The organism is Microbacterium invictum, assembly GCF_034421375.1.
Classification (GTDB): domain Bacteria; phylum Actinomycetota; class Actinomycetes; order Actinomycetales; family Microbacteriaceae; genus Microbacterium; species Microbacterium invictum_A.
The window spans coordinates 620,141-645,183 of the sequence record NZ_CP139779.1; the positions used below are offsets into that span (position 1 = coordinate 620,141).

General features: G+C 72.0%; 23 protein-coding genes. 13 read left to right on the top strand and 10 right to left on the bottom strand.

Features of this window, described 5'->3' with window-relative positions:
* The first annotated feature begins 17 nt into the window (after positions 1-17).
* Together T9R20_RS03000 and T9R20_RS03005 are read left to right on the top strand one after the other, a co-directional pair.
* The gene (locus tag T9R20_RS03000) at positions 18-785 is read left to right on the top strand and encodes a TVP38/TMEM64 family protein (RefSeq protein ID WP_322411082.1); all 768 of its coding nucleotides are present in this window, start codon (positions 18-20) and stop codon (positions 783-785) included.
* Positions 778-1,407, top strand: coding sequence for a CDP-alcohol phosphatidyltransferase family protein (locus T9R20_RS03005; RefSeq protein ID WP_322411083.1), 630 nt, complete (start codon positions 778-780; stop codon positions 1,405-1,407). Before T9R20_RS03000 ends, T9R20_RS03005 begins: the two co-directional genes overlap by 8 nt.
* Positions 1,408-1,417: 10 nt before the next feature.
* On the opposite strand, the gene T9R20_RS03010 is transcribed toward T9R20_RS03005, so the two are convergent.
* Positions 1,418-2,899, bottom strand: coding sequence for a dihydrolipoyl dehydrogenase family protein (locus T9R20_RS03010; RefSeq protein ID WP_322411084.1), 1,482 nt, complete (start codon positions 2,897-2,899; stop codon positions 1,418-1,420).
* A 94-nt stretch (positions 2,900-2,993) separates the two neighbouring features.
* Between T9R20_RS03010 and T9R20_RS03015 the strand changes: the two genes are divergently transcribed.
* Complete coding sequence (locus T9R20_RS03015; protein ID WP_322411085.1) at positions 2,994-3,713, top strand: class I SAM-dependent methyltransferase; 720 nt, start codon at positions 2,994-2,996, stop codon at positions 3,711-3,713.
* 118 nt (positions 3,714-3,831) lie between these two features.
* Here T9R20_RS03015 and T9R20_RS03020 read toward each other — a convergent pair whose 3' ends face one another.
* Both T9R20_RS03020 and T9R20_RS03025 read right to left on the bottom strand, forming a co-directional pair.
* Positions 3,832-3,987: a hypothetical protein gene (locus T9R20_RS03020; RefSeq protein ID WP_322411086.1), complete on the bottom strand. Its 156-nt coding sequence runs from the start codon at positions 3,985-3,987 to the stop codon at positions 3,832-3,834.
* Positions 3,984-5,642 carry a DHA2 family efflux MFS transporter permease subunit gene (locus tag T9R20_RS03025; RefSeq protein WP_322411087.1) on the bottom strand — a complete coding sequence of 553 codons (1,659 nt, stop codon included), beginning with the start codon at positions 5,640-5,642 and terminating at the stop codon, positions 3,984-3,986. The genes T9R20_RS03020 and T9R20_RS03025 overlap by 4 nt, the downstream gene beginning before the upstream one ends.
* A gap of 73 nt (positions 5,643-5,715) precedes the next feature.
* Between T9R20_RS03025 and T9R20_RS03030 the strand changes: the two genes are divergently transcribed.
* From T9R20_RS03030 to T9R20_RS03040, 3 genes are all read left to right on the top strand, one after another.
* Positions 5,716-6,954 (top strand): amidohydrolase, encoded by a 1,239-nt coding sequence (locus T9R20_RS03030; RefSeq protein WP_322411088.1) that lies wholly within the window; start codon positions 5,716-5,718, stop codon positions 6,952-6,954.
* A gap of 2 nt (positions 6,955-6,956) precedes the next feature.
* Positions 6,957-7,259 carry a hypothetical protein gene (locus tag T9R20_RS03035; RefSeq protein WP_322411089.1) on the top strand — a complete coding sequence of 101 codons (303 nt, stop codon included), beginning with the start codon at positions 6,957-6,959 and terminating at the stop codon, positions 7,257-7,259.
* A gap of 380 nt (positions 7,260-7,639) precedes the next feature.
* The gene (locus T9R20_RS03040; protein ID WP_322411090.1) at positions 7,640-9,088 is read left to right on the top strand and encodes an MFS transporter; all 1,449 of its coding nucleotides are present in this window, start codon (positions 7,640-7,642) and stop codon (positions 9,086-9,088) included.
* 5 nt (positions 9,089-9,093) lie between these two features.
* On the opposite strand, the gene T9R20_RS03045 is transcribed toward T9R20_RS03040, so the two are convergent.
* Positions 9,094-10,461, bottom strand: a complete 1,368-nt coding sequence (locus T9R20_RS03045) for an MFS transporter (protein ID WP_322411091.1) — start codon at positions 10,459-10,461, stop codon at positions 9,094-9,096.
* Complete coding sequence (locus tag T9R20_RS03050; RefSeq protein WP_322411092.1) at positions 10,458-10,889, bottom strand: MarR family transcriptional regulator; 432 nt, start codon at positions 10,887-10,889, stop codon at positions 10,458-10,460. Before T9R20_RS03050 ends, T9R20_RS03045 begins: the two co-directional genes overlap by 4 nt.
* Before the next feature lie 389 nt (positions 10,890-11,278).
* On the opposite strand from T9R20_RS03050, the gene T9R20_RS03055 reads away from it, so the two are divergent.
* Positions 11,279-12,127: an alpha/beta fold hydrolase gene (locus T9R20_RS03055; protein ID WP_322411093.1), complete on the top strand. Its 849-nt coding sequence runs from the start codon at positions 11,279-11,281 to the stop codon at positions 12,125-12,127.
* 140 nt (positions 12,128-12,267) lie between these two features.
* On the opposite strand, the gene T9R20_RS03060 is transcribed toward T9R20_RS03055, so the two are convergent.
* Entirely contained in the window at positions 12,268-13,797 is a 1,530-nt protein-coding gene (locus T9R20_RS03060) for a DEAD/DEAH box helicase (protein ID WP_322411094.1), read from the bottom strand.
* 304 nt (positions 13,798-14,101) lie between these two features.
* On the opposite strand from T9R20_RS03060, the gene T9R20_RS03065 reads away from it, so the two are divergent.
* Genes T9R20_RS03065 through T9R20_RS03075 form a run of 3 tightly spaced genes read left to right on the top strand, consistent with a single transcriptional unit; the run spans position 14,102 to position 17,145 of the window.
* A complete protein-coding gene (locus tag T9R20_RS03065; RefSeq protein ID WP_322411095.1) occupies positions 14,102-15,151 on the top strand; it encodes a biotin/lipoate A/B protein ligase family protein in 1,050 nt (349 codons plus the stop codon).
* Entirely contained in the window at positions 15,148-16,149 is a 1,002-nt protein-coding gene (locus tag T9R20_RS03070) for a site-specific DNA-methyltransferase (protein WP_322411096.1), read from the top strand. Before T9R20_RS03065 ends, T9R20_RS03070 begins: the two co-directional genes overlap by 4 nt.
* A 9-nt stretch (positions 16,150-16,158) precedes the next feature.
* Positions 16,159-17,145 carry an LLM class F420-dependent oxidoreductase gene (locus T9R20_RS03075; protein ID WP_322411097.1) on the top strand — a complete coding sequence of 329 codons (987 nt, stop codon included), beginning with the start codon at positions 16,159-16,161 and terminating at the stop codon, positions 17,143-17,145.
* Between the two features lie 336 nt (positions 17,146-17,481).
* Here the strand turns inward: T9R20_RS03075 and T9R20_RS03080 are convergent, their stop codons facing one another.
* Positions 17,482-18,972: a carboxylesterase/lipase family protein gene (locus tag T9R20_RS03080; RefSeq protein ID WP_416182934.1), complete on the bottom strand. Its 1,491-nt coding sequence runs from the start codon at positions 18,970-18,972 to the stop codon at positions 17,482-17,484.
* Positions 18,973-19,065: 93 nt separating this feature from the next.
* On the opposite strand from T9R20_RS03080, the gene T9R20_RS03085 reads away from it, so the two are divergent.
* Genes T9R20_RS03085 through T9R20_RS03095 form a run of 3 tightly spaced genes read left to right on the top strand, consistent with a single transcriptional unit; the run spans position 19,066 to position 21,609 of the window.
* Entirely contained in the window at positions 19,066-19,893 is an 828-nt protein-coding gene (locus tag T9R20_RS03085) for a sugar phosphate isomerase/epimerase (protein WP_322411099.1), read from the top strand.
* A complete protein-coding gene (locus tag T9R20_RS03090; RefSeq protein WP_322411100.1) occupies positions 19,890-21,011 on the top strand; it encodes a Gfo/Idh/MocA family oxidoreductase in 1,122 nt (373 codons plus the stop codon). Before T9R20_RS03085 ends, T9R20_RS03090 begins: the two co-directional genes overlap by 4 nt.
* Positions 21,012-21,015: 4 nt before the next feature.
* Positions 21,016-21,609, top strand: a complete 594-nt coding sequence (locus T9R20_RS03095; protein WP_322411101.1) for a TetR/AcrR family transcriptional regulator — start codon at positions 21,016-21,018, stop codon at positions 21,607-21,609.
* A 50-nt stretch (positions 21,610-21,659) separates the two neighbouring features.
* Here the strand turns inward: T9R20_RS03095 and T9R20_RS03100 are convergent, their stop codons facing one another.
* The 3 genes from T9R20_RS03100 to galT form a co-directional block, all read right to left on the bottom strand.
* The gene (locus T9R20_RS03100; RefSeq protein WP_322411102.1) at positions 21,660-22,496 is read right to left on the bottom strand and encodes an alpha/beta hydrolase; all 837 of its coding nucleotides are present in this window, start codon (positions 22,494-22,496) and stop codon (positions 21,660-21,662) included.
* Between the two features lie 120 nt (positions 22,497-22,616).
* On the bottom strand, positions 22,617-23,831 hold the full coding sequence (gene galK / locus T9R20_RS03105) for a galactokinase (protein WP_416182935.1): 1,215 nt from the start codon (positions 23,829-23,831) through the stop codon (positions 22,617-22,619).
* Positions 23,828-25,027: a galactose-1-phosphate uridylyltransferase gene (galT, locus tag T9R20_RS03110; RefSeq protein ID WP_416182963.1), complete on the bottom strand. Its 1,200-nt coding sequence runs from the start codon at positions 25,025-25,027 to the stop codon at positions 23,828-23,830. The genes galK and galT overlap by 4 nt, the downstream gene beginning before the upstream one ends.
* Between the last annotated feature and the right edge of the window lie 16 nt (positions 25,028-25,043).

Genomic DNA, 25,043 nt, shown 5'->3' on the forward strand with positions numbered 1-25,043 from the left:
CAGACGACGAGAGGCGCATGATCACGCGAAGCCGCCGCAGCGTTTCCCGGGGTGCGATCATCCGACTGATCTCTCTCGGTGTCTTCGTCGCGGCGGCGGTTTCGGTTGGGCTGCTCCTGCCCCCGCTGGACGTTGAGGCGCTTCGCGACCGTTTCACCGACGTCGGGTGGGTGGGGCTCGCCGCCTTCGCGGCCGTCTACGGGCTGCTGACGCTCTCGCCCGTGCCGAAGGGCGTGCTCAGCATCGCTGCAGGCGTGGTGTGGGGCTTCGGCGTCGGCGTCCTGGCGGTCTACGCCGGCGCGCTCCTGGGCGCGACGCTGGCCTTCTGGGCCTCGCGCCTCCTCGGGCGCGACGCGGTGGCACGGCTGATGGGACGGCGGGCCGCCGCGATCGACGATGTGTTCGAGCGACGCGGCTTCCTCTCGATCCTGGGCCTGCGCCTCGTGCCCGTCGTGCCCTTCACCGCCCTGAACTACGCCTCCGGGCTGACGGGGGTGACCTACCCCGCCTACGCCGCGGCGACCGCGATCGGGATCATCCCCGGCACTGCGGCCTATGTCGCCCTGGGCGCCTTCGGCATCGAGGCGGGGCCGCTGTTCTGGATCGCCCTCGGGGCGCTCGGCGCGCTCTCCCTCGCGGGGGCGATCGTGGGAGTGGTCGTGCAGCGACGTCGGCGCGTCCGTGCCCGCGCCGCGGGCGCGGCATCCGATGCTCCCGCCGGTTCCGAACAAGAGGCGGCGACCGACCTCGGCGATCGGAGCGGAAAGGGGGCCGAGCATGCTTGACGCGGCCCTCAGGCCCCGCCTCGCGCGCCCGCTGGAGGCGCTCACGGCTCTTCTCGACAGACCGCGCATCACCCCCGACCGGCTCACCGTCGCCGGACTCGTCCTGGGTCTTGCCTCCGCGGTGGCCGCGGCGTTCCAGCTGTGGATCCCGGCCCTCGTGCTCTGGCTCGTCTCACGCGTCGTCGACGGTCTGGACGGCACGCTCGCGCGGCGTCGAGCGGCCGCCCGAGGGGAGGCGCGGGGCGGCACCCACGCCGGCGGCTTCCTCGACATCGCCGCCGACTTCGTCGTCTACGGGGCAACCGTCGTAGGGGTCGCCATCGGAGCGGCCGCCGGCGGAGCGCCGTGGTGGCCGTTCCTGCTCGTGCTCCTGGTCTACTACGTCAACGGCACCGCGTTCCTGGCGTTCTCGTCGATCGCCGAGCGGGCCGGGCGCCGCATCGACGACGGTCGCTCGCTGTCGTTCCTCGGCGGGCTCGCCGAGGCGACCGAGACCATCGCGGTGCACGCGCTGTGGCTCATCCTGCCCTTCTGGGCGGCGGAGATCGCCGTGGTGTGGGCGGTGATCGTCGGCGTGAGCGCGACCCAGCGGATCGTCGTCGGGTACCGGACCCTGCGCTGACCCGAGCGGGTCAGTGGGCGGTGCGGCGGGCGTGAAGGCGCCGGAGGAACCGGATGCCGCGACCGACGACCCCGCGATCGAGGCCCTCCTGGGCGGCGGCGATGGCGGCGTTCCACGGTGCGTCGGCGTAGGTGGGATAGGCGTGCATCGTGCTCGCGAGCGCGCGGACCGACACTCCGGCGGCGATCGCCGTGGTCAGTTCCCCGAGCACCTCGCCTGCACGCGGACCGACGACCGACGCGCCGCGCAGCCGTCCGCGCCGGTCGATCGCGAGCGTGGTGTGCCCCTCGGTGTCGTGGTCGGCGACCGCGCGATCGAGGTCGTCGTGCTCCTTCGTCACGATGCGGAGTCCTTCCCTGCGCGCCTCGGCGGGCGCGACGCCGATCGCGCCGACCTCGGGGGCGGTGAAGGTCACCCGGGGAACGGCGGCGGCATCCACCGTGCGCGAGAGCCCCAGCACGGCGTTCGTCGCCGCGGTGCTGCCGAAGAAGCCCGCGGTGTGGGTGAACCGGGGGAGCGGGGTGACGTCCCCGGCGGCCCGGATGCGCGGGTTGGAGGTGCGGAGCGCCCGATCGACCTCGATGTCGCCGTCCGCCGTCAGGCGCACGCCCGCCGCGTCGAGACCGAGGCCCGCGACCGCGGCGCGCCGGCCGAGCGCCGCCAGAGTCCGCTCGAAGGCGACCTCCGTACCGTCGGAGAGCTGCGCGGTGCCGGCACCCGTGCCGCCCGTCGGCGTCAGCGATGCGACGGTGGTGCCTACGCGGACGTCGACGCCGTCGCGGACGAGCGCGTCATGGACGATGCGGCTCGCCGCGGCATCCTCGCGGGGAAGGATCCGCTCGCCCCGGTGCACAAGCGTCACTCGCGTGCCCAGCCGCGCCATCGCCTGAGCGAGCTCGCAGCCGATGGGACCGCCGCCCTGGACGAGGAGCGTCTCGGGCTGGGCCTCGAGGTCCCAGAAGGTCTCGTTGGTGAGGATCGACACGTGCTCGGATCCGGGGATGTCCGGGGTGACCGGATGACTGCCGGTCGCGATGACCGCGTCGCGGAACCGGAGGCGGTGGCCGTCGACCTCGAGCTCGGTCGGGCCGGTGAACCGCGCACGCCCGCTGAGGACGAAGACGCCCCGCGCGACCAAGGCGTCGGGGGCGTCGACGGGCTCGATGTGCGCGATCGCGTCGCGGACCCGCGCCATCACCCGGGGGAAGTCCACGGTGACACCGGTCACGTCGACGCCGAGGCGCGAGGCGGTGCGGGCGGCGTGCGCCGCATGCGCGGCGGCGATGAGGGCCTTCGAGGGCACGCACCCGGTGTAGAGGCACTCGCCGCCGTACCGGGCGGCCTCGATCAGCAGAGTGCGGGCGCCGAGGGAGGCGGCGGTGCGACTCGCGACGAGGCCGGCGCTCCCCGCGCCGATGACGACGAGGTCCCAGTCGCCGGCTGCGTCGGCGGCGGAGAGGATGCGGGCGCGGCGGGACGAGGGGACGGTCACGGGCGTCAGCCTACGCGGCGACCCGGTGGGCGGGTCGCCGGTGGCATCATCGAGGACACCGGCTCGTCCCGTGCCGCCCGACCCGAGGAGACCGATGGCCAGGCCCTTCCGCCGGTACAGCGCCGGAGCGCGGTGGTACGACGTGCTCTCGGGCGAGCGATGGGTGTACCGGGCGGGCCGTGTCGCCGGCATCGGGCTCATGGGGCTGCAGGCAGGGGACGTCGTCCTCGACCTCGGATGCGGTACGGGCCTGAACTTCCCGCTCCTGCGCGCCGCGGTCGGCGACAGCGGGCGCATCGTCGGCGTCGACCGGAGCGCCGACATGCTCGCCGTCGCACGGGAGCGGGTGGCCCGCGAGGGGTGGACGAACGTGACGCTCATCGAGGCGGACGCGTCCGAGCTCGACGTCGAGGCGGTGCGCGAGCGGATCGGAGTCGAGGCGGGGAGTGGGGGTCTGGATCCACGCCGTGTGGACGGGGCGGGCGATGACGGGACGAGCGTCGACGCGTTGCTCGCGACGTATGCGCTGAGCGTCATGCGCGGCGGCGCGACCGAGGCGTGGCGGCGAGCCGTGGCGCTGGTGCGACCGGGCGGAGTGCTCGCCGTCGTCGACATGCAGCCGCCGACCGGGAGGTGGAGGGTCTTCTCGCCGCTCGCGCGCCTCGCGTGTGCGCTCGGCGGCGCCGACATCCACGCGCGCCCGTGGCGACTGGTCGCGCGAGACGCCGCGCCCGGGTCCGTCAGCGAGACCGCGGTGCGCGGCGGTCACATCGTCGCGGCCGTCGGCCGACTCCGCCCTTCCGCCAGCCTCTGACCCGCGTTCGGGTCACACCTGCAAGGCCCGCGGGGCTGGTGTCACCTCGTGGGGCGAAAGGGGTGGCGGCCGGCGGGTCGCCCGTGCATGCGTCGGCGCGCCGGGCGGGCCGGACCGTTCAGCCGGTCGGTGCGTCGGGGTCGAGGGCGCGGATCTGGTCTTCCTCGATGGCGTTGTCGGCCTCGAGGCGGTTCTCGGTCTTCTCGTCGCCGCCCGCCGGCCCGTCTCCGGTGTCGTCGTCGTGCTCGTCCGGGCGGTCGTGGTGTTCGCTCATTCCTTCACCGTAGGGCCGGACAGTCCCGCCGGTGCGGGGCTTGCGCTCGCGTCCTCACCGGTTTCGGCCGCGCGACCCTGGGCGCGACCGGCGCCTCCCGACCCCAGCGACGCGGTCGCGGCGAGCCCCACCATGAGGAAGCCGGCGGCCGCCCACGTGGCGTAGCGGGTGCCGTCCGAGAAGGCCTGCGCTGCGGCATCCGCGATCCGGGCCGTGTCGGGGTTCTGCCTCAGGCCCGCGATCGCGCCACCGGCGCTGTCGACGACCGACGAGACCACCTGGTCGCGCTGGGCCGCGGGGACCCCCTGGTCGTCGAGCGAGGCGGTGAGGGCCGCCGACGTGCTGGTGAAGAGGATGGTGCCGAGCACCGCGATGCCGAGCGCGGCGCCGACCTGTCGTGCCGTCGACTGCGTTCCCGACGCCTGGCCGCCCTCGGCGACCGGCACATCGGCGAGGACGACGCCGGTCAGCTGCGCCGTGGCGAGCCCGACGCCCAGGCCGTACACGAAGAGGAACGGCAGCAGCAGCACCCAGTTCACGTCGGGCGTGATGACGAAGCCGAGCCCGCCGATGCCGATGATCTCGGCGATGAGCCCCGCGCGTACCACCCAGACCGGCGCCACCTTGCCGCTCGCCGCGCCCGCGACGCCGCTGGCGAAGAAGGATCCGATAGCCAGGGCGAGGAGCACCAGACCCGTCTGCAGCGCATCGAAGCCGAGCACGAACTGGAGCCAGAGCGGGAGAGCCAGGATGACGCCGAACTCGCCGAGCGAGACGATCGTCGCGGCGATGTTGCCGTTGCGGAACGACGGGATGCGGAAGAGATCGAAGCTGAGCAGCGTCGAGCGCCCCCGCCGCCGACGCTGCAGCCCCCACGCGATGAACGCAGCGACGCCGAGCACCGCGACCGCGAGCGCGATCGGCACCGGCGAGAGCTCCCACGGCCAGGTGACGCCGGCCAGCTCGATCGAGCCGTCCGTCGTCCACCAGCCGTAGTTGCGTCCCTCGATGAGACCGAAGACCAGGGCGGCCATCGTGATGACCGACAGCGCCGCGCCGACTCCATCGGTGCGGCGGGTGTCGGTGCCGCGCGATTCGGCGACGGTGAGCATCACGCCGACGAAGATGAGGATGCCGAGCGGGATGTTGATCCCGAACGCCCAGTGCCACGAGAACGCGGTGGTCAGCCAGCCGCCCAGGAGCGGGCCGACGGCGGCCATCCCGCCGATCGTCGAGCCCCAGACCGCGAAGGCGATGCCGCGCTCGCGCCCCCGGAAGGTGGCGTTGATGAGCGAGAGGGTCGTGGGCAGGATCATGGCCCCGCCCACGCCCTGCACGAACCGGGCGGCGATGAGCAGGCCGCCCGAGGTCGACAGGGCCGCGAGGATCGAGGATGCCGCGAAGATGACCACGCCGATCAGCAGCATCCGCTTCCGCCCGACGCGATCGGCGATGCTGCCGAAGACGAGCAGGAGCGCGGCGAAGACGAGGGTGTACGCCTCCTGGACCCACTGCACCTCGGTGGAGGAGATGCCGAGGTCGTCGACGATCGCGGGGATCGCGACGTTGACGATCGTGGAGTCGACGATGATGAGCGACACCGCGACGCTGATGAACACCAGGCCCGCCCACCGGCGGCGCGACAGATCTGTCATATCGCTAGATTATCTAGTGATTGCGCTGCGTCAAGTTCTTTCTGGCTCGTCGTGGTCGGCCTAGGGTGGAGGGATGTCTGACGTCCTCGCGATCACCGGTGGTTACGTCGTCCCCGTTTCCGGGGACCCGATCGACGGGGGGACCGTCGTCATCGACGGGGGCGTCATCACGGCCGTGGGCGGCCCTGCGACGGAGATCCCCGAGGGCGCCCGGACCATCGACGCCACAGGGAAGTGGGTGCTCCCCGGGTTCGTCGAAGCGCACGGTCACCTGGGCGTCCACGAGGACGGCGAGGGGTGGTCGGGCAACGACACCAACGAGATGACCGATCCCAACGGGGCGCGCTTCCGGGCGCTCGACGGCATCGACATCGAAGAGGTCGGCTTTCGCGACGCGCTTCGCGGCGGAGTGACCACCGCGGTCATCAAGCCGGGGTCGGGCAACCCGATCGGCGGCCGCACGGTGGCGATGAAGACCTGGGGCGGGCGGACCGTCGACGAGCAGGTCCTCGCCCACGACGTGTCGGTGAAGTCCGCCCTCGGCGAGAACCCCAAGCGCGTCTACGGCGACAAGAAGCAGACTCCCTCCACGCGGCTCGGGGTCGCGGCGGTGCTACGCCAGGCGTTCGTCGAGGCCCGGACCTACGCCGAGAAGCGCTCGGCGGCGGCGACCAAGGGCGAGCCGTTCGAGCGCGACCTCGGCAAAGAGACCCTCGCGGCCGTCCTCGACAGCGATCTGCTGTGGGACCAGCACTGCCACCGCCACGACGACATCGCCACCGCGATCCGCCTCTCGGAGGAGTTCGGCTACCGGCTGGTCGTCAACCACGGCACCGAGGGGCACAAGATCGCGGACGTCCTCGCCGAGAAGGACATCCCGGTGATCTTCGGTCCGATGCTCACCTCGCGCTCCAAGGTGGAGTTGCGCGACCGCGCGATCGGCAACCTCGCGCTCATCGCCGCGGCGGGAGTGACGGTCGCGATCACGACCGACCACCCGGTGGTGCCGATCGAGCAGATCCGGCTGCAGGCGATCCTCGCGGTGCGCGAGGGCCTCCCCGCCCGGACGGCGCTCGAGGCGCTCACCGTCAACCCCGCGTCGATTCTGCGGCTCGGCGACCGGGTGGGCGCGCTCGCCGCAGGTCTCGACGGTGACGTCGTGGTCTGGTCGGGCGATCCGCTCGACGTCGACTCGGTGGTCGAGCGCGTCTTCATCGGCGGGAAGCCGGTGCTCGAGCCCGCAGAGGGCGGTTCCGCGCCGCGGGTCGTGGAGCGCTGGGAGCGCTTCGGCCGCCGCTCGTGGATGGGCTGAGGATGGATGCCGCGCAGCGGCCCGTCACGCGACGGATCGAGCTCTCACTGCGCAAGCCCGCACTGCGCCTTTGGGGCGGCATCCGCCCGACCCTCGTGATCGGGGGCCGCGGGCAGCCGGTGCAGTGGGGCGTCGGAACCTGGCAGGTCGCCGCCGACGAGCCCGTCGAGCTCGGCGTCTACCTCTTCGTCCGCGGCTGGCGGTTCGGTGATGCGCAGGTGCTCCTCGCCCCGGCGGACCCCCCGACCCTGACCTATCGCGCGCCCATCCTGCCCTTCGGCCGCGGGCGGTTCCTCTCGGCCTGAGCGGTTCGCCGCGGCATCCGTCCCCGCCTCGCGCTTCGCGCCGCCGCGCCGCGCCGTGCCTGCCCCTCACGCCGCGCCGCGCCGCGCCTGCGCCTGCGCCTGCCCCTCACGCCCCGCTCGCCTCCCGCTACCCACGCCGCCCCCACACCCTGTTCGTTCGTCGCAGATGTACGGTATCCGGGCGGTTTTGCGTACATCTGCGACGGATGAATGACCACAGCGCGGCCGGGCGGCCGACGGGGCGGCGCGGCTGGACATCGCGCCGCGCACCCCGCCGCGCCCCGCCGCGCCCCGCCCGCGGAACGGCAGCGTCGCATCGTTCACCCCCCATTCACGTGTCGTAGCCCCCCGCGGCCACGCCGCCTCGGCAGGATGCGGGCATGCGAGAGCGCGCGGCCCTCCGATTCCTCGACCGCCTGAGGTTCGGTCCCCTTCACCGCCGGGTGTGGTGGCTGTCGGCCATGGGCATCATGCTCGACGGCTTCGACTTCTTCATCGTCGGCGTGGCCGTCCCGCTCATCGTCGCCGAGTGGGGGATCACCCCGCTCGAGACAGGCCTCCTCACCAGCGCCGCGGTGGTGGGCGCCATCTTCGGCGCCGCGATCATGGGGCCCCTGTCCGACCGCATCGGGCGGAAGCTCGCCTTCCGCATCGACCTCGGCATGTTCGTCGTCTTCGCCCTGGCGTCGGCGTTTGCGCCTGACATCTGGTGGCTGATCGCGTTCCGGTTCCTCCTCGGGGTGGGGATCGGCGCCGACTACCCCATCGCAGCCAGCTATGTCGCCGAGATCTCGCCCGGGCGGCTCCGCCCGCGGCTGCTCATCGGCGCCTTCAGCTTCCAGGCCGTAGGTCAGCTGCTCGGCGCGGTCGTCGGGCTCGTCGTCCTCACGTTCGATCCGCACCCCGAGGCATGGAGATGGATGCTGGCGATCGGCGTCATCCCGGCGGTGATCATAATCATCCTCAGGCGCGGGGTCCCCGAGAGCCCGATCTGGCTCGCCTCGCAGGCGAAATACCTCGAGGCCGCAGCGGTCATGAGCCGGTTCGCGGGGCGGATCGTCGACGAGACGGAGATCCGGGATGTCTCGCCGTCCGCGGGACACCCGGTCCTGGTGCGCGCCACCGGAGTCGTGCCGACCGTGCGCAAGCGCGCGCTGTTCTCGGGCGAGTATCGCAAGGCGACCGCCCTCACGACGATCCCCTGGTTCTTCATGGACATCGCCACTTACGGCGTCGGGGTGTTCACCCCGACGATCATCGCCGCCCTCGCCCTGAGCTCCTCGGCGAACAGCCCCTACATCGCCGACGACATCACCTCGACCGAGGGCGCGGCCGTGCTCGACGTCTTCCTCGTCGTCGGCTTTGCCGCCGCCATCCTCCTCGTCCGGCGGCTGGGGCTCATCCTCATGCAGTCGGTCGGATTCGTCGTGATGGCGGTCGCGCTCGTCACCCTCGGGTCGACGCAGCTCATGACGCAGTCGCCGCTGCAGCTGGCGATCATCTTCCTGGCGTTCGCGGCGTTCAACCTCTTCATGAACGCCGGTCCGAACGCCACGACCTTCGCGATGCCGACGGCCGCATTCCCCGCCGAGGTGCGCGGCGCGGGCGCGGGGTTCGCGGCGGCCGCGGGCAAGGCCGGGGCGGCGGTCGGCACGTTCTTCTTCCCGATCCTGCAGGCCGAGGTCGGGCTCCTCCCCACTCTGTCGATCATCGCGGCCGGGTGCCTGGTCGCTGCGGTGGTAACGATCGTCTTCCGTCATCAGGTGCGCCGTGAGCGGGTGATCCGGGATGCCGCGGGCGACGCCGATCTCGTCGGCGCGAGCGGCTAGGTCCGTCAGCCCGCGCGACGCGTCGGGGTGACCGGCCCTCGGCGATCGCCGATCGGCAGGCTGATCGGCGTGGTCTCGGCGACCTCGTCGCTGAACTCCTCCGGCGAGGCGTTCACGACCGAGAGCGGTCGCGTCTCGTCGATCGTCAAGCGGAATCGTGCGTTCTCGCGCCGGTGCAGGCGTCCCGAGACGATGAGCCAGGTCGCCCCGATCCCGAAGGCGACCAAGCCGGCCGCCGCTCCGAGGAGGATCGCCGCGCGAGGGCCGAACTCCGCGGCCACCCAGCCGACGATCGGGGCACCCACCGGTGTTCCGCCCATGAGGATCGCCATGTAGAGCGCCAGCACGCGCCCGCGCAGGGCCGGGTCGGTCGTGGTCTGGACGTACCCGTTCGCCGTGGTGAGCATCGTGACGACGGCGAAGCCGGTGAACATGAGCGTCACTGCATACAACCAGTACACCGGCATGAAGGCCGAGATGACCGCCGCGATGACGAACAGCAACGAGCCGCCGATGACGACGCGGATGCGGGCTCGGTCGCGCCGGGCGGCGAGGAGGGCTCCGAACAGCGATCCGACGGCGAGGATCGAGCTGAGCAGCCCGTATCCGTCGGCATCGCGCCCGAACTCCAGGGCCATGGTCGAGGCGAAGATCGGGAAGTTCATGCCGAAGGCGCCGAGGAGGAACACCATCGAGAACGTCACGATCAAGTCCGGACGGCGGGCGACGTAGCGGAAGCCGTCGGCGAGCCGCGCGGCGCCGTTCGCCGTGGCACGCGGGATGAGCTCGTGCGGGCGGATGAGGGCGAGCGCCACGATCATCGCGAGGAACGTGGCGCCGTTGACGAGGAACACCCAGCCGGTGCCGACCGCCACAATGACGATGCCCGCGACGGCGGGTCCGATCATCCGGGCGCCGTTGAACGAGGCGGCGTTCAGGGCCACGGCGTTCGAGGCGTTCTCACGGGCGACGAGATCGGAGACGAACGCCTGCCGCGCGGGGTTGTCGAACGCGGCGATGACCCCCAGCACGAGAGCGAAGGCGTACATGAGCCACAGGGTCATGATGCCCGCGAGGAGCAGGATGCCGATGACGAAGCCGAGCACCATGAGCAGGCTCTGCGTCACCACGAGAAGTCGACGCCGATCGAACCGGTCGGCCACCCAGCCGGTGACCCCGACGAGGAGCAGCGGAGGTGCGAACTGCAGGGCCATCGTCACGCCCATCGCTGCGGCGTCGTTGTCGGTCAGCTGGGTGAGCACCACCCAGCTGAGGGCGGTGGCCTGCATCCACTGCCCGATGTTCGACACCAGTGCGCCGATGAACCACACGCGATAGTTGAAGATCGAGAACGAACGGAACATCGCGCTCATCGGTCGGCCACCTTCCGCATGACGGCGGCGGCGTCGGCCAGGAGGCGGCGCTCGGCCGGGGGGAGCTCCGAGAGTGCGAGCTCGAGCCACGCGTCGCGGCGACGAACGGTCTCCTCGACGACGTCGAGGCCGGTGGGGGTGAGGGTGATGTTCACTTTCCGGCGGTCCGCGGCATCCGGAGTCCTGGTGAGGTATCCGGCCTCCTCGAGGCAGTTGACCGTGCGATTCATCGAGGGGGCGGTGACGCGCTCGCGCTCCGCGAGTTCGCCGAGCGTGTGCGACCCGTGCATCTTCAGTGCGGCGAGAACGGCGAACTGGCCGTCGCTCATGCTGTCGATCGCGCGCTCGGCGCGCAGCCTGCGGGCGAGGCGGAACGTCGCCATGCGGAAATCGGATGCCTCGTCGGACAGGTTCTCGGGTGTGCTCATGCTCTTACTTAGCCTAGCTCATTAGTCTTGCTAAGTGTTGGAGTCGGTGCGAAGATCGCCGGGCGGCACAGGCTCGCGTCTCAACGGCTCTTCCCGTGCCCCGCGCGGCGGCCCGTTCGTCCTCCGCCGCTCCCGCGCCCGCCGCTCCCACGCCCCGCTCCACGGGTCGCCCCCACGCCCCGCTCCGCGGGTCGCTCCCACGTCGATTCGTTCGTCGCAGATGTACGCAAAAGGGGGGTTCCGCCGTACATCTCCGACGAACGAATGGAGCGGGGAGGGGCGCGGCGAGGAGCGTCACGCCCGAGGGGCGAGCGGTGCGGTGCGCGTCGTGCGTGGAGAGACGAAGACGTGAGGGAGGCGCGGGCCGGTACCGCGGCTAGGCTCGAGCCATGCCCGAGTTCATCGACGCACACGGCATCACCATCTTCTATGACCTCCATCCCGCCACTTCCCCCCGGGGCGTTCTGCAGCTCCTCCACGGCGTAGGTGAACACGTCGGACGGTACGACGCCCTGATCGATGCTCTCGTCGGTGCGGGCTGGACGGTGTACGCCGCCGATCACCGCGGCCACGGCCGGACCGGGATGGCGCAGCACGGGGGCGACGCGTCCCGACTCGGCCACCTGGGTCCGGGCGGCGTCCGGGCCACGATGGCCGCCATCTGGCAGCTCACCCAGATGATCCGCGACGACAATCCCGCTTTTCCGCTCGCGGTGTTCGGGCACTCCGGCGGATCGTTCCTCGCCCAGATGCTCCTCGACGAGCATCCCGACGCGATCGACGCCATGGTGCTCTCAGGGTCGGCCCTGCGCACCGTCCGAGATCTCCGTGCCGTCAACCTCAACAAGCGGTGGAATGGCCCGGGCGCGACGGGGCTCGAGTGGCTCGCGTCGGACCCCGCAGTGGGCCGCGCATTCCGCGAGGACCCGCTCACCACCGAAGCGACCCCGATGCAGCTGTTCGGCCCCATCGAGGTGCTGAAGATCATGGGCAAGCCGCGGCGGAACCTCGGGCACGACGTCCCGCTGCTCCTCATGGTCGGGCGCGACGATCCGGTCGGCGGACCGCGCAGCGTCCACAAGCTCGCCGCCGCCTACCGCGAACGCTCGGGTCTCACCGACGTGACGACCCTCGTCTACCCGGACGCCCGCCACGAGATCCTCCAGGAGCCGGTGCAGGCCGAGGTGCGCGCCGACATGGTGGCCTGGCTGGACGCGAGGTTCCCCGCGCGGGTCTGAGCGGCGCGGGACTCCGTGAATCGGAGAAACCACCGATCGTCGGAGGATTCCGGGGCGAATCTCCGACGGTGTCGAGATTCCCCGACGCGGGTGCGTGGAGGAGACGAGCGGATGCCGCGGTGCGGCACCCCCCGCCCGACTCAGCCTCGCGCGCGGCGCGGCCGGCGGGTGCCCCGCTGGATGTCCGCGACGGTGCTGCCCGTGGTGAAGCGGGGAGCGGTCTGGGTGCGGGCGCCGCTGCCGGCGGCCTGACCCGCGCGGGCACCGTTCTGCCCCGACCGCGCGCCGGCGGTCGAGCCTGCGGCGCGCTCGCCGGACTGCGCGGAGCGCTCGCCCGCCGGGCGGCGTCCGCGGGAGCGACCCCGGCCGCCACCGGCGCCGTCCGCGTTGCGCGCGGCTCCGCCACCCGAGCTCGAGCGACCGCGCCCGCCGCCGCTGTTGCCGCTGCCGCTGCCGCTGCCGCCGCGACCTGACGAGGCGACCACCGGAGCGGGGGTGACGTGTTCGGCGACAGCGCCGACGAGGGACGATACGGTGCTGTCGTCGGCCGAGACCTGCTCGAGGGGCGCCTGGACGTGGGCCTTCCGCAGCAGATCGCCGACCTCGCGACGCTGGTCGGGGGTCGCGACCGTCACGACGACGCCCTCGGCGCCGGCGCGGGCGGTGCGACCCGAACGGTGAAGGTACGCCTTGTGCTCGACGGGCGGGTCGACGTGGACGACGAGCTCGACGTCGTCGACGTGTACGCCGCGTGCGGCGACATCCGTCGCGACGAGCACGCGCACGCCGCCCTGGTCGGCGGGGGCGCCGAAGGCGGCGAGGTTGCGCTCACGGGCGTTCTGGCCGAGGTTGCCGTGCAGGTCGACCGAGGGGATCCCCGCGGCGGTGAGCTGCTTGGCGAGCTTCTTGGCCTGGTGCTTGGTCCGCGTGAAGAGGATGCGGCGCCCACGGCCCGACGCGAGCTGACGCACGAGCGCGGCCTTGCCCTCGGAGGGCACGACGAAGACGCGGTGGGTCATGACGCCGGCGGGGACGCTCTCCTCATCGACCTCGTGCCGCACCTCGTTCTGGAGGAACCGGCGCACGAGGGCGTCGACGCCGCGGTCGAGGGTGGCGCTGAAGAGCAGCCGCTGCCCGCCCTGCGGGGTGGCCGCGAGGATGCGCGTGACGCCCGGGAGGAAGCCGAGGTCGGCCATGTGGTCGGCCTCGTCGAGCACGGCGATCTGGACGGCATCCAGTCGGATGACACCCTGCTTCATGAGGTCTTCGAGGCGCCCGGGGCAGGCCACGACGATGTCGACGCCGCGATTGAGCGCCTGCTCCTGCGGCTTCTGGCTGACGCCGCCGAAGACGGTGGTGACCGTGAGGTTCGCCGCAGCGGCCAGCGGCGCGATCGTCGCCGCGATCTGGGTCGCGAGCTCGCGGGTGGGAGCGAGCACGAGGCCGCGGGGGCGGCGGGGCTCCCGGCGTCCGCCGGCGAGGCGGGCGACCAGCGGCAGGGCGAACGCGATCGTCTTGCCGCTGCCGGTGCGGCCGCGGCCGAGCACGTCACGGCCGGCGAGGGAGTCGGGGAGCGTGTCGCGCTGGATGGCGAAGGGCTCGGTCTTGCCGTCCGCGAGGAGGACGGCGGCGAGGTTCTCGGGCACGCCGAGGGAGGTGAAAGAAGACATGGATGCTTTCGATGAGGCTCGGCGCTGCACAGTGAGCTCGAGCGTGAGGGGGGCGACGGCGCGGGATCGCGCATCGGTTCGCCGTTCGTCGTGTGGCGGATCGGGAAATCCGCCGGTGGCCTCGGAAGAGGCGGGAGCGTGACGACGACGCAGCGGCAAGGAACTGCCGCGACTCAACCGTAGCAGGCTCTCGGCCCCGGAAGCTGAACATGCCTCCCCGCTACCCGCGGGCCGTCATGCCCGCCAACGCGGCGCGCGCCGCGGCGCCCGCCGACGCGGCGCGCCCCGCGGCTAGGCTGAGGCCATGCACGGCGAGTACAAGGTCCCCGGCGGAAAACTCGTGGTCGTCGACCTCGAGGTGCAGGGTGGACGCATCGCCGACTTCCGTCTCGCGGGCGACTTCTTCCTCGAGCCCGACGACGCCCTGCCCCTCATCGACGCCGCCGTGAGCGGACTCCCGGTGGAGACGGATGTCGCGGGCATCGCCGCCGCGGTGCGCCGGGCCCTCCCCGAGGGGGCGCAGCTGCTGGGCTTCACGCCCGAGGCGGTCGGCACGGCGGTGCGCCGGGCGCTCGTCACCGCGCCCGGGTGGCGCGACTTCGACTGGGAGGTAGTGCACGACGCCCCGGTCTCGCCCCGCATGAACCTCGCCCTCGACGAGGTGCTGACCGAGCGCGTCGGCGACGGCCGCCGCCGCCCGACCCTGCGGCTGTGGGAGTGGAACGAGTCGGCCGTGGTCATCGGGTCGTTCCAGTCGTATCGCAACGAGGTCGACCCCGAGGGCGCGAAGCGCCACGGATTCGACGTGGTCCGGCGCATCTCGGGCGGCGGGGCGATGCTCATGGCGGCGAACTCGATCGTGACGTACTCGCTGTACGTCCCGGCCTCCCTCGTCGCGGGCATGACCTTCGCCGACTCGTACGCGTTTCTCGACGACTGGGTGCTTCAGGCCCTGCGGTCGCTGGGCGTCGAGGCGGTCTACCAGCCGCTGAACGACATCGCCTCGTCCGAGGGGAAGATCGGCGGCGCCGCACAGAAGCGGCTCGCCAACGGCGGGGTGCTCCACCACGCCACCCTCAGCTACGACATGGACGGTCAGGTCATGACCGAGGTGCTGCGCATCGGCCGCGAGAAGCTCAGCGACAAGGGCACGGCGTCGGCCGCCAAGCGGGTCGATCCGCTGCGGCGTCAGACGGGCCTCCCGCGCGAGGCGATCATCGACCGCTTCATCGAGACCTTCACCACTCTCTACGGTGCTCAGCCCGGAACGATCAGCGAAGAGGAGTACGCCGCGGCCCAGGCGCTCGTCGACAGCAAGTTCGCCACCTCCGCCTGGCTGCATCGCGTGCCGTGACCGAACCGCTTCCGCCCGCAGTGTCGCGGGGATCGGTCGACCTCCACCACGGCGACAACCTCGATGTCGTCCGGGGCTTCCCCGACGCATCCTTCACGCTCATCTACCTCGACCCGCCCTTCAACACCGGACGGATGCGCGAGCGCAGCGTCGAGCGCGCCCGCGCCACCACCCTCCCGGCCAGAGTGCAACCGGGCGCCGAGGATGCGGGGTCCCCCCGTGTTCTCGGCGCGCAGATGCACTCTCACGGGGGAAGCGGGGCCGGGGTCGTGCGGCGCGGCTTCCACGGGCGCGAGTACGAGCGGCTGCGGGGCGACCTGCGCACCTACGACGATCGCTTCGACGACTACTGGGGCTTCCTCGAACCGCGCCTCGAAGAGGCCTGGCGCCTGCTCGCCCCCGACGGCACGCTGTACCTGCACCTGGACTTCCGCGAGGCGCACTACGCCAAGGTGCTGATGGATGCCCTGTTCGGCCGCGAGAACTTCCTGAACGAGCTCATCTGGGCCTACGACTACGGGGCGAAGACCCGGCGCCGCTGGCCCACCAAGCACGACACGATCCTCGTCTACGTCAAAGACCCCGACCGCTACTGGTTCGACTCCGACGGCGTCGACCGCGAGCCCTACATGGCGCCGGGCCTGGTGACGCCCGAGAAGGCCGCGCGGGGGAAGCTGCCCACCGATGTCTGGTGGCACACCATCGTGCCCACGACCGGGCGCGAGAAGACGGGCTACCCGACGCAGAAGCCCGAGGGAATCCTCCGCCGGATCATCCAGGCATCCAGCCGCCCCGGCGACCGGGTGCTGGACTTCTTCGCCGGGAGCGGCACGACCGGGGCGGTCGCCGCCGCCCTCGGGAGGCACGCCGTGCTCGTGGACGACAATCCCGCGGCGATCGAGGTGATCCGCCGCCGCATCCCCGATGCCCGGCTCGCAACATCCGATCCCCTCGTCGAAGACCCGCAGCCGGATGCCGCCCTCGAGGCCCTCCCGTAGGCTGAGGCCGTGCGATACGGACTCTTCATCCCCCAGGGCTGGCGCCACGACCTCGTCGACATCGATCCGGCCGACCAGTGGCGGGTGATGCGCGAACTCGCGCAGCACGCCGATCGCGGCCCGTGGGAGTCGCTGTGGGTCTACGACCACTTCCACACCGTGCCCGTGCCGAGCGACGAGGCCACGCACGAGGCGTGGACGTTGATGGCGTCGTTCGCGGCGGTCACCGACCGCATCCGCCTGGGTCAGATGTGCACCTGCATGGGCTACCGCAACCCCGCCTACCTGGCGAAGGTCGCGGCCACCATCGACATCGTCTCGGGCGGACGCACCGAGATGGGGATCGGCGGCGGCTGGTACGAGCACGAGTGGCGCGCCTACGGCTACGGGTTCCCGAAGATCGGCGACCGCCTCGGCATGCTCGAAGAGGGCGTGGAGATCATGCATCAGGCCTGGACGACGGGGACCGCCACCCTCCACGGCCGACACTACGACGTCGACGGCGCAATCGTCCGCCCCCTGCCGCTCCAGGACGGCGGCATTCCGCTCTGGATCGCCGGCGGCGGCGAGAAGGTGACGCTGAGGATCGCGGCGAAGTACGCCCAGTACACCAACTGGTCGAGCGACCCCGAGGAGTTCACCCGCAAGGACGAGATCCTGCGCGCGCACGCCGACGACCTCGGTCGCGATCAGGCCGAGATCGTGCGGTCGGCGAACTTCAACACGGTCATCGGCGAGGACGAGAAGGATGTCGCGGCGCGACTGGACCGCATCGAGCAGCGGGTCACGCCCTACCTCGGTGACGCGACGGAGGCGTTCATGCGCGACTACCGTTCGGGAGCGGCCCTCGTGGGAACGGCCGAGCAGGTCGCCGAACGCCTCGCGGCGCTGCGCGAACGCGGCCTGGGGTACGCCATCCACTACTTCCCCGAGCACGCGTACGACCGCTCGGGAGTGAGCGAGTTCGAGCGTCAGGTCGTGCCCGCCCTGCGCTGAGCGTGCCCGCTCCCGCGGAGATCTACGCTCCCGCGGGTCTCTCCCCGTTGTGGGTCCGCCGGAGCGTCGATCTCCGCGTGAAGAAGGATGTCCGCGCGACGGTGGATGTCCGCGTGGAGGCGGATCTCCGCGAGACGGCGGATCTCCGCGCGACGGCGGATGTCCGCGCGACGGTGGATGTCCGCGTGGAGGCGGATCTCCGCGACGGCGGGCGTCCGCGGGAGCGTAGATCTCCGCGCTCTCACGGATTTCCGCGCTCGCGGCGGGTCTCACCGCGCTGTGGGTCCGCCGGAGCGTAGATCTCCGTGCGGAGGAGGATGTCCGCGCAGCGGCGGATCACACGAGCGCGGCGACGCTCGCGTAGGCGCCGCGCACCACGTCCGGCGCCGAGGCAGGGCCGCCGAAGACACGCGCCGTCCCGGGCGCACTGGCCCACGTCGGCCACCCCGGGTCGCGATCGCGGATGAGCGCCACTGCCGAGCCGTGCACGGCGTCGGCGAGGGTGCGGGGCGGATCGTCGCCGGCGATCGCCGACACCCCGTCGAGGTCGAGCGCGTCGAACCAGAAGGGCACGTCGAGGCAGTGCAACGACCAGGTGCGGGTCGGTGAGGGCCACGAGAACGCGTAGACCCAGGTGTCGGCCGCGCCCCGCGCCTCGGCGGCCCGCACCACTGTCGAGCGGAAGATGCTGTCGCTGATGTAGCGCCCGACCACGGCCGCGCCGCCCTTGCGGCGCTGCGGGCGGTTCGCGGCGAGGTAAGGGCCGACGACGCGGCGATCCACGCCGATCCGACGCAGGAGCGGCGCCGGGGGAACCAGCCGCAGCGGCACCCGGAGCGCGTCGGTCATCATGGTGAACTCGTCGTCGGTCGCCCCGACGACGAGCGCCTTGTCAGCGCCCACGCCTGCTGCCAGCGACGCGATCGTCGGCCGCGGGATGAGATCCCCGTCGATGACCGGCCCCCACGGGAGCCCGTCGCGGAGGATGCCGGTGAGCGGCGCCAGCGGATCCCTCGAGGCCTTCTTGGCGGCATCCTGCTGCAGCGCGAGGAGACGCTCCTCGGAGACCGACCGGAACCCTTCGAGCGTCGCGGGCACTCCCGCGAGAGCGGCGAGGCGTCGCGAGCGCTCGCCGGCGAGCGCAGACGGGATGTCGCCGAGAGCGGGGGAGAGCGCCCAGGCGGCGTGGAACAGGTGCTGGGCCGAGGGCATGCCGAGGAGGGTCAGGACGCCGCCGCCGCCGGCGGACTGCCCCGCGATCGTGACGCGCGAGGGGTCTCCGCCGAAGGCGCGGATGTGCTCCTGCACCCATTCGAGCGCCGCGAGCCAGTCGCGGACGCCCCGGTTGCTCGGGGCGCCGGGGATCTGGCCGAACCCGTCGAACCCGAGACGGTACGAGACCGTGACGGTGACGACGCCGTCACGGGTGAAGGCCCGGCCGTCGTACCAGGGGCTCGCCGGCGATCCCGAGGTGAACCCGCCGCCGTGGATGTAGACCATCACCGGAAGGGCTGCGTCGGTGTCGCCGGGCAGCGGGGTGAAGACATTGACGTTCAGGGTGGAATCGCCCTCGACCGACGGCTCGGGGATGAGAGTGATCCCGGTGTCGCCGCGCTGGGCCGTCGCGCCGCACGCCGTCGCGTCGCGCATGCCGTCCCACGGGGACACGGGCACCGGATCGCTGAAGCGCCGATCCCCGACGGGAGGCTCGGCGAACGGGATGCCGAGAAAGGCGGCGGATGACCCGGGGTCGCCGGGCTCCCCTCGCCACCGCCCCCGCACCACGCCGAGGGAGAGGGTGATCACCGCATCGCTCACGCTGGTCATCGTACGACGAGGAACCCCTGTCGACGAGAAAAACCTCCACGTGGAGGTTTTTCTGCTAGCCTCGCCACGACTCCACACGGGAAAGAGGTCGCGATGGCGCATCCGGAAGCCTCGGTTCAGCTGTACACCCTGGCCGAGCAGTTCACCGCCGATCCGGGACGGTCGCTCGACCGTCTCGCCGAGATCGGACTCCAGCACGTCGAGGCCTTCGCGTTCGTCGACCGGCCCGACGAGATCCGCGCCGCTCTCGAGGCGAGCGGCGTAGACGCTCCGACCGGGCACGCGCCGCTCCTGTCCGACGAGCTGTGGACGCCCGACGGCGCCATCCCGACCCCGGCACCCGAGGTCGTGCTCGAGGCCGCCGCGCGGATCGGCGTGAAGACCGTGTTCGACCCGTTCGTCCCCGTGGACCGCTGGCTGACCGAGGACTCCGTCGCCGAACTCGCCGAGCGCCTCAACCGGGTGGCCGACCTCGCTGCGACCTTCGGGATCGCCGTCGGCTATCACAACCACTCGCAGGAGTTCGTCGCGAGCTTCGATGGGGTCACCGCATACGAGCGCTTCGCCCTCCTCACAGACCCGCGGGTCGCGCTCGAGCTCGACCTGTACTGGGCCGCCGCCGGCGGGCAGGACGTCCCCGCCCTCGTCTCGCGCCTCGGCGAGCGGCTCCAGGCCGTGCATGTGAAGGACGGCGCCGTTCCGGCATCCAACCCTTTCGCCCCCGACGCCCCCGCCTTCGGATCGGACGCCCTCGAACAGCGCCACGCCGGCACCGGCGAGGTGCCGCTGGCCGAGGCGCTGCGCGCCGGCGACGGGGCGATCCGCTACGCCGTCATCGAGTACGACAACCCCCCGGGCGACGTCTTCGACGACATCGCCGCGAGCCTCGCCTTCCTCCGCGACGGGGGGTTCGTCCGATGAGCGTCGGCGTGGGCGTGATCGGGGCGGGCGTCATCAGCGACACCTACCTCGAGAACCTGCAGTCCTTCCCCGACGTGGATGTCGTCGTCGTCGGCGACCTCCTCGTCGATCGTGCCGAGGCACAGGCCCGCACGCACAGCGTCCCGGCGTGGGGCACGGTCGACGACGTGCTCGCCCACCCCGACGTGCAGGTCGTGGTCAATCTCACGATCCCCGCCGCGCACATCGAGGTGTCGATGCGCGCGATCTCGGCGGGGAAGCACGTCTGGACCGAGAAGCCGATCGGACTCGATCGCGAGGGTGCCGCCGAGCTCCTCACGGCCGCAGCGGCCGCCGGACTGCGCGTGGGCTCGGCGCCGGACACCGTCCTCGGCCCGGGGTTCCAGACCGCCAAGCGGGCCATCGCCGCCGGCATCATCGGCGAGCCCCTCTTCGCGCAGACGGTGTTCCAGACGCAGGGGCCCGACCTCTGGCATCCGGCACCGCAGTTCCTCTTCGCGCAGGGCGCCGGCCCGCTGCTCGACATGGGGCCGTACTACTTCACCGGTCTCGTGAGCCTCTTCGGCCCGGTCGATCGCGTGTCGGCGGTCGGGCGGAAGGCGCGCGAGGAGCGCATCATCCACACCGGCCCGAACGCGGGCGCCACCTTCCCGGTCGAGGTGCCCACCACGGTCCAGGTCGTCACCGCCTTCGACAGCGGCCAGCAGGCGCAGAGCCTGCTGAGCTTCGATTCCGCGCTCGAGCGCGCCGGAGTCTTCGAGGTGCACGGCACCGAGGGCTCGATCGTGCTGCCCGACCCCAACCAGTTCGCCGGGCGCATCGCGTACGTCAAGCCCCTGGGAGTGCTGCGGGACGGCATGAGCTTCGAGCAGGAGTGGATCGAGGTCGAGCAGGAGGGCGTGGTCGTCGGACGCGGCCTCGGACTGCTCGACATGGTGCACGCGATCGCCGAGGGGCGGCCGCACGTCGCAAGCGGCGATCTGGCGCTGCACGTCCTGGACGTCATGCTGTCGGCGGAGCAGTCCGCGGCGACCGGGGACTCCGTGCGCGTCGCGAGCACCGTCGACCCCGTGCCCGCCGTCGCGGCCGACTTCGATCCCTTCGCGCGCACCCTCTGAGCGGATGACCGCGGAGTCGGCGTCCCCCGGGCGCCGCGGCGCGTCGCCCAAGGGCGTGGCCCGGCGGCAGGAGATCATCGATCGCGCGATCGAGGTCTTCGCGCAGCGCGGGTCGGATCGGACGAGCCTTCGGGCGATCGCGAGCGAGGTCGGGGTGACCCACGCGGCCCTCCGCCACTACTTCGGGTCGCTCGAAGAGCTGCTCGTCGAGGTGTACCGCCAGGCTCAGCACGATCACGCCGTGGCGCTGTCGGCCGAGATGACGCCGACGGAGCTCATGCGGCTCTCCGCCGAGCGCAATCGCGAGATCCCGGGCCTCGTGCAGCTGTACTCGACTCTGGTCGCGGCCGCTCTCGAGGACGACCGGCCGGTCGCCCGCGACTTCGTCGCCGTGCGATTCGAGCGCCTGCGGGAGGAGCTGGCCGAGCAGGTGCGACGCACGCAGGCGTCCGGCAGGGTCCGCGCCGATGTCGATCCCCAGGAGGTGGCCGCGCTCGTCATCGCCGCCTCCGACGGTCTGCAGTCGCAGTGGCTCCTCGAGCCGACGCTCGACCACGCGCGCATTCTCGCCCTCCTCGACCGGCTGCTCGCGCCGTGAGGTCGCCGGCGGCGGCGCGCCCACCCGGTGACGCGCCGCCCCAGGGGTGGTCAGGACGCGAGGAAGCTCAGCAGCGCCTCGTTGACCTCGTCGCCGTGGGTCCACAGCATGCCGTGCGGGGCGCCCTCGATCTCGACATAGGTCGCGCCGGGGAGCATCTCGCGGAATCGCCGCCCCGTGGCATCGATCGGCAGGATGTTGTCGGCCGTGCCGTGGACGATGAGGGTCGGTACATCGATCTTGTCGATGTCGGCGCGGAAGTCGGTCGGCCAGCTGAGGGGCGCGGCCGCGATCGCGGTGTTGCCCGCGCGATTCGCGGTCTGGACGCTCGCGTCGACGGCCTCCTGCGAGATGCGGGAGCCGAGGTTCTCGTCGAGGTTGTAGAAGTCCTTGAAGAACCCGGTGAGGAACGCGTAGCGGTCCTTCTTCACCGCCGCAGCGGTCTCGTTGAAGAACTCCTGCGGCGCCGCGCCGTCGGGGTTCTCGTCGGTCTTGAGGAGGAAGGGCTCCAGGGAGCCCAGGAAGGCAGCCTTGGAGACCTGGCTGCTGCCGTACGTCGCGAGATAGCGGGCGATCTCACCGGTCCCCATCGAGAAGCCCACGAGGACGGCGTCGGCCAGATCGAGCCGCTTCATCAAGGCGTCGAGGTCGGACGCGAAAGTGTCGTAGTCGTAGCCCGTACCGACCTTGCTCGAGCCGCCGAACCCGCGGCGGTCGTAGGCGATGACGCGGTAGCCCGCGTCCAGAAGCGCCGCCTGCTGCTTGTTCCAGGATTCGCCGTCGAGGGGGAATCCGTGGATGAGCACCACCGCTTGGCCGGAGCCCTGGTCGGTGTAGAAGAGCTGGATGTCTGACGAATTGTCCGTTCCGACGGTGACGAAAGCCATGAGATTCCCTACTGTTCACGATGCACGCCAGGTACGGCGTCCGAAGGCGCCGTCCGCCAGCGTAGAACGACGGATGCTGCGGCGACAGGTCTTGCGCGCTGTGGGGCGCGGCAGTAGGACTCAGCTCTCGCGACGCGCGCCCTCGGCGGCGCTGACGGCGAAGATCGTCGGCCCGGCGAACCCGCTGCGGGCGAAGGCCGTCGTCACGGTGTCGGCCACCGTCGCGACGCGATCGCGGTCGACCAGCGCGATCGCCGCCCCGCCGAACCCGCCGCCGGTCATCCGGGCGCCGAGCGCCCCCGCCTCGAGTGCGGCGTCGACGGCGGTGTCGAGTTCGGGGACGGAGATCTCGAAGTCGTCGCGCATCGACGCGTGCGAGGCGACGAGCAGATCGCCGATCGAACGAGGACCGTCGGCCCGCAGCATCCGCACCGTGTCGAGGACCCGCTGATTCTCGGTGACCACGTGCCGGACGCGCCGGAAGGTGACGTCGTCGAGCTCGCGTCCGGCTCGGGCGAGATCGGCGACACCGAGGTCTCGAAGCGACGCGACGCCCAGTGCCGCAGCGCCGGCCTCGCACGAGGCACGACGTTCGCCGTAGCCCCCGGATGCGTGGGAGTGCTGCACGCGGGTGTCGATCACGAGCAGCGTGAGCCCGGCCGCGTCGAACCCGAGGTCGACGACCTCGACCTCGAGGCTGCGGCAGTCGAGCAGGATCGCGGCGTCGGCGGCGCCGAGGATCGAGGCCATCTGGTCCATGATCCCGGTGGGGGCGCCGACGGCTTCGTTCTCGGCACGCCGGCCCGCGCGCGCGAGGGCGGGTCGGTCGAGGCCGAGGTGCCAGAGGTCGTTGAGTGCGACGGCGACCGCCCCCTCGATGGCCGCCGATGACGACAGGCCCGCTCCGACGGGCACGTTCGAGGCGATCGCGATGTCGAGCCCGGTCGCGTGTGCGGCGACAGCACCGGGCGCGGCTTCGTGCAGCGCCCAGGCGACGCCGATCGGGTAGCGCGCCCACTCGACGATGGACTCGCGGCGGGTGGGGAAGAAGGTCGGAAGATCCTCGAGCGCGACGACCACCGGCTCGTCGGCGAAGGTCGAGGTGACCCGCAGCACGCCCTCGCCGTTCGGGGCGACGGCGGCCGCCGTGCGATGGGGGATCGCCAGCGGCAGCACGAATCCGTCGTTGTAGTCGGTGTGCTCGCCGATCAGGTTGACGCGCCCGGGCGACGACCACACGCCGACGGGCGCGGCGTCGGTGAGGCGTGCGAGCGCAGCGAGCGCCGCATCGCGGGGCTCATCGGATGCGGGTGCGGCGGGGGAGGGAGGGGTCACGCGGTCACCTCGGGAACGGATGCTACGGCCTCGCGCAGGCGCTCGGCGGCGGACTCGGGCGGGATGTCGCCGATCCAGGCCCCCATCGCCGCCTCGGAACCGGCGAGGAACTTCAGCTTGTCGGCCGCGCGCCGCGGCGAGGTCAGCTGGAGGTGCAGGCGCGCACTGTCGCGCGCGACGTGGACGGGGGCTTGATGCCAGGCGGCGATGTAGGGGGTGGGCGAGTCGTACAGGGCGTCGATGCCGCGGAGGAGGCGGAGGTACAGCGGGGCGAGCTCGTCGCGCTCGGCCGCTGTCGTATCGGCGAAATCGGCGACGTGGCGGTGGGGGAGGAGGTGCACCTCGATCGGCCAGCGCGCCGCGAACGGCACGAAGGCCGTCCAGTGCTCGCCGCTGAGGATCACGCGCGTGGACGCGCGCTCGCGGTCGAGGATGCGCGCGAACAGGTCGGGTCCGGTCTTCTCGATCGAGCGCAGCAGCGCCTGCGTGCGCGGGGTGACGTAGGGGTAGGCGTAGATCTGCCCGTGCGGGTGGGCGAGCGTGACGCCGATGGCCTCGCCGCGGTTCTCGAACGGGAAGACCTGCTCGATTCCGGGAAGGGCCGAGAGAGCGGCCGTGCGATCGGCCCACGCCTCGATGACCGTCCGCGCACGGGTGGGGGTCTGCGTGCCGAACGAGCCCTCGTGCGCGGGGCTGAAGCAGACGACTTCGCAGCGTCCGACCGAGGTGCGGGTGCGGCCGAGAGAGAGCTCGCCGAGATCGTCGAGGCCCTGCGGCGGGTCGGCGGCGGCCGGAGCGTCGCCGTGCGCCGTGCGCAGCGCCGGCCCGAACGACGGCGACCGGTTCTCGAAGACGGCGACGTCGTATCGGGAGGGGATCTCGGACGGATTGGCCGGCGTCTGGGGCGCGAGCGGATCGAGCTCGGCCGGCGGCAGGAAGGCTCGGTTCTGGCGCGAGGCCGCGACCGAGATCCAATCGCCCGTCAGGACGTCGAGCCGCATGGTCGCCGTCTCGGGGCGCGGGTCCAGGGCGCGCGTGTCGACCGACCGCTCCGGCCCGAGGTCCGTGCCGGGATCGTCGAAGTAGATCAACTCCCGCCCGTCGGCCAGGCGGGTCGTGCATTTGGCGACCCCGCCGGTGAGGATCTCGACGTCGGGGGTTGTTGACGGGGCTCCGGGGGTGCCGAACTCCTGCATGTTCACGTCAACACGA

Bases quoted from the DNA above. Each gene is read 5' to 3' on its own strand.
- T9R20_RS03000 (WP_322411082.1), top strand. From the start codon at position 18: ATGATCACGCGAAGCCGCCGCAGCGTTTCCCGGGGTGCGATCATCCGA.
- T9R20_RS03005 (WP_322411083.1), top strand. From the start codon at position 778: ATGCTTGACGCGGCCCTCAGGCCCCGCCTCGCGCGCCCGCTGGAGGCG.
- T9R20_RS03015 (WP_322411085.1), top strand. From the start codon at position 2,994: ATGGCCAGGCCCTTCCGCCGGTACAGCGCCGGAGCGCGGTGGTACGAC.
- T9R20_RS03020 (WP_322411086.1), bottom strand. From the start codon at position 3,987: ATGAGCGAACACCACGACCGCCCGGACGAGCACGACGACGACACCGGA.
- T9R20_RS03025 (WP_322411087.1), bottom strand. From the start codon at position 5,642: ATGACAGATCTGTCGCGCCGCCGGTGGGCGGGCCTGGTGTTCATCAGC.
- T9R20_RS03030 (WP_322411088.1), top strand. From the start codon at position 5,716: ATGTCTGACGTCCTCGCGATCACCGGTGGTTACGTCGTCCCCGTTTCC.
- T9R20_RS03035 (WP_322411089.1), top strand. From the start codon at position 6,957: ATGGATGCCGCGCAGCGGCCCGTCACGCGACGGATCGAGCTCTCACTG.
- T9R20_RS03040 (WP_322411090.1), top strand. From the start codon at position 7,640: ATGCGAGAGCGCGCGGCCCTCCGATTCCTCGACCGCCTGAGGTTCGGT.
- T9R20_RS03045 (WP_322411091.1), bottom strand. From the start codon at position 10,461: ATGAGCGCGATGTTCCGTTCGTTCTCGATCTTCAACTATCGCGTGTGG.
- T9R20_RS03050 (WP_322411092.1), bottom strand. From the start codon at position 10,889: ATGAGCACACCCGAGAACCTGTCCGACGAGGCATCCGATTTCCGCATG.
- T9R20_RS03055 (WP_322411093.1), top strand. From the start codon at position 11,279: ATGCCCGAGTTCATCGACGCACACGGCATCACCATCTTCTATGACCTC.
- T9R20_RS03060 (WP_322411094.1), bottom strand. From the start codon at position 13,797: ATGTCTTCTTTCACCTCCCTCGGCGTGCCCGAGAACCTCGCCGCCGTC.
- T9R20_RS03065 (WP_322411095.1), top strand. From the start codon at position 14,102: ATGCACGGCGAGTACAAGGTCCCCGGCGGAAAACTCGTGGTCGTCGAC.
- T9R20_RS03080 (WP_416182934.1), bottom strand. From the start codon at position 18,972: ATGACCAGCGTGAGCGATGCGGTGATCACCCTCTCCCTCGGCGTGGTG.
- T9R20_RS03085 (WP_322411099.1), top strand. From the start codon at position 19,066: ATGGCGCATCCGGAAGCCTCGGTTCAGCTGTACACCCTGGCCGAGCAG.
- T9R20_RS03090 (WP_322411100.1), top strand. From the start codon at position 19,890: ATGAGCGTCGGCGTGGGCGTGATCGGGGCGGGCGTCATCAGCGACACC.
- T9R20_RS03095 (WP_322411101.1), top strand. From the start codon at position 21,016: ATGACCGCGGAGTCGGCGTCCCCCGGGCGCCGCGGCGCGTCGCCCAAG.
- T9R20_RS03100 (WP_322411102.1), bottom strand. From the start codon at position 22,496: ATGGCTTTCGTCACCGTCGGAACGGACAATTCGTCAGACATCCAGCTC.
- galT (WP_416182963.1), bottom strand. From the start codon at position 25,027: ATGCAGGAGTTCGGCACCCCCGGAGCCCCGTCAACAACCCCCGACGTC.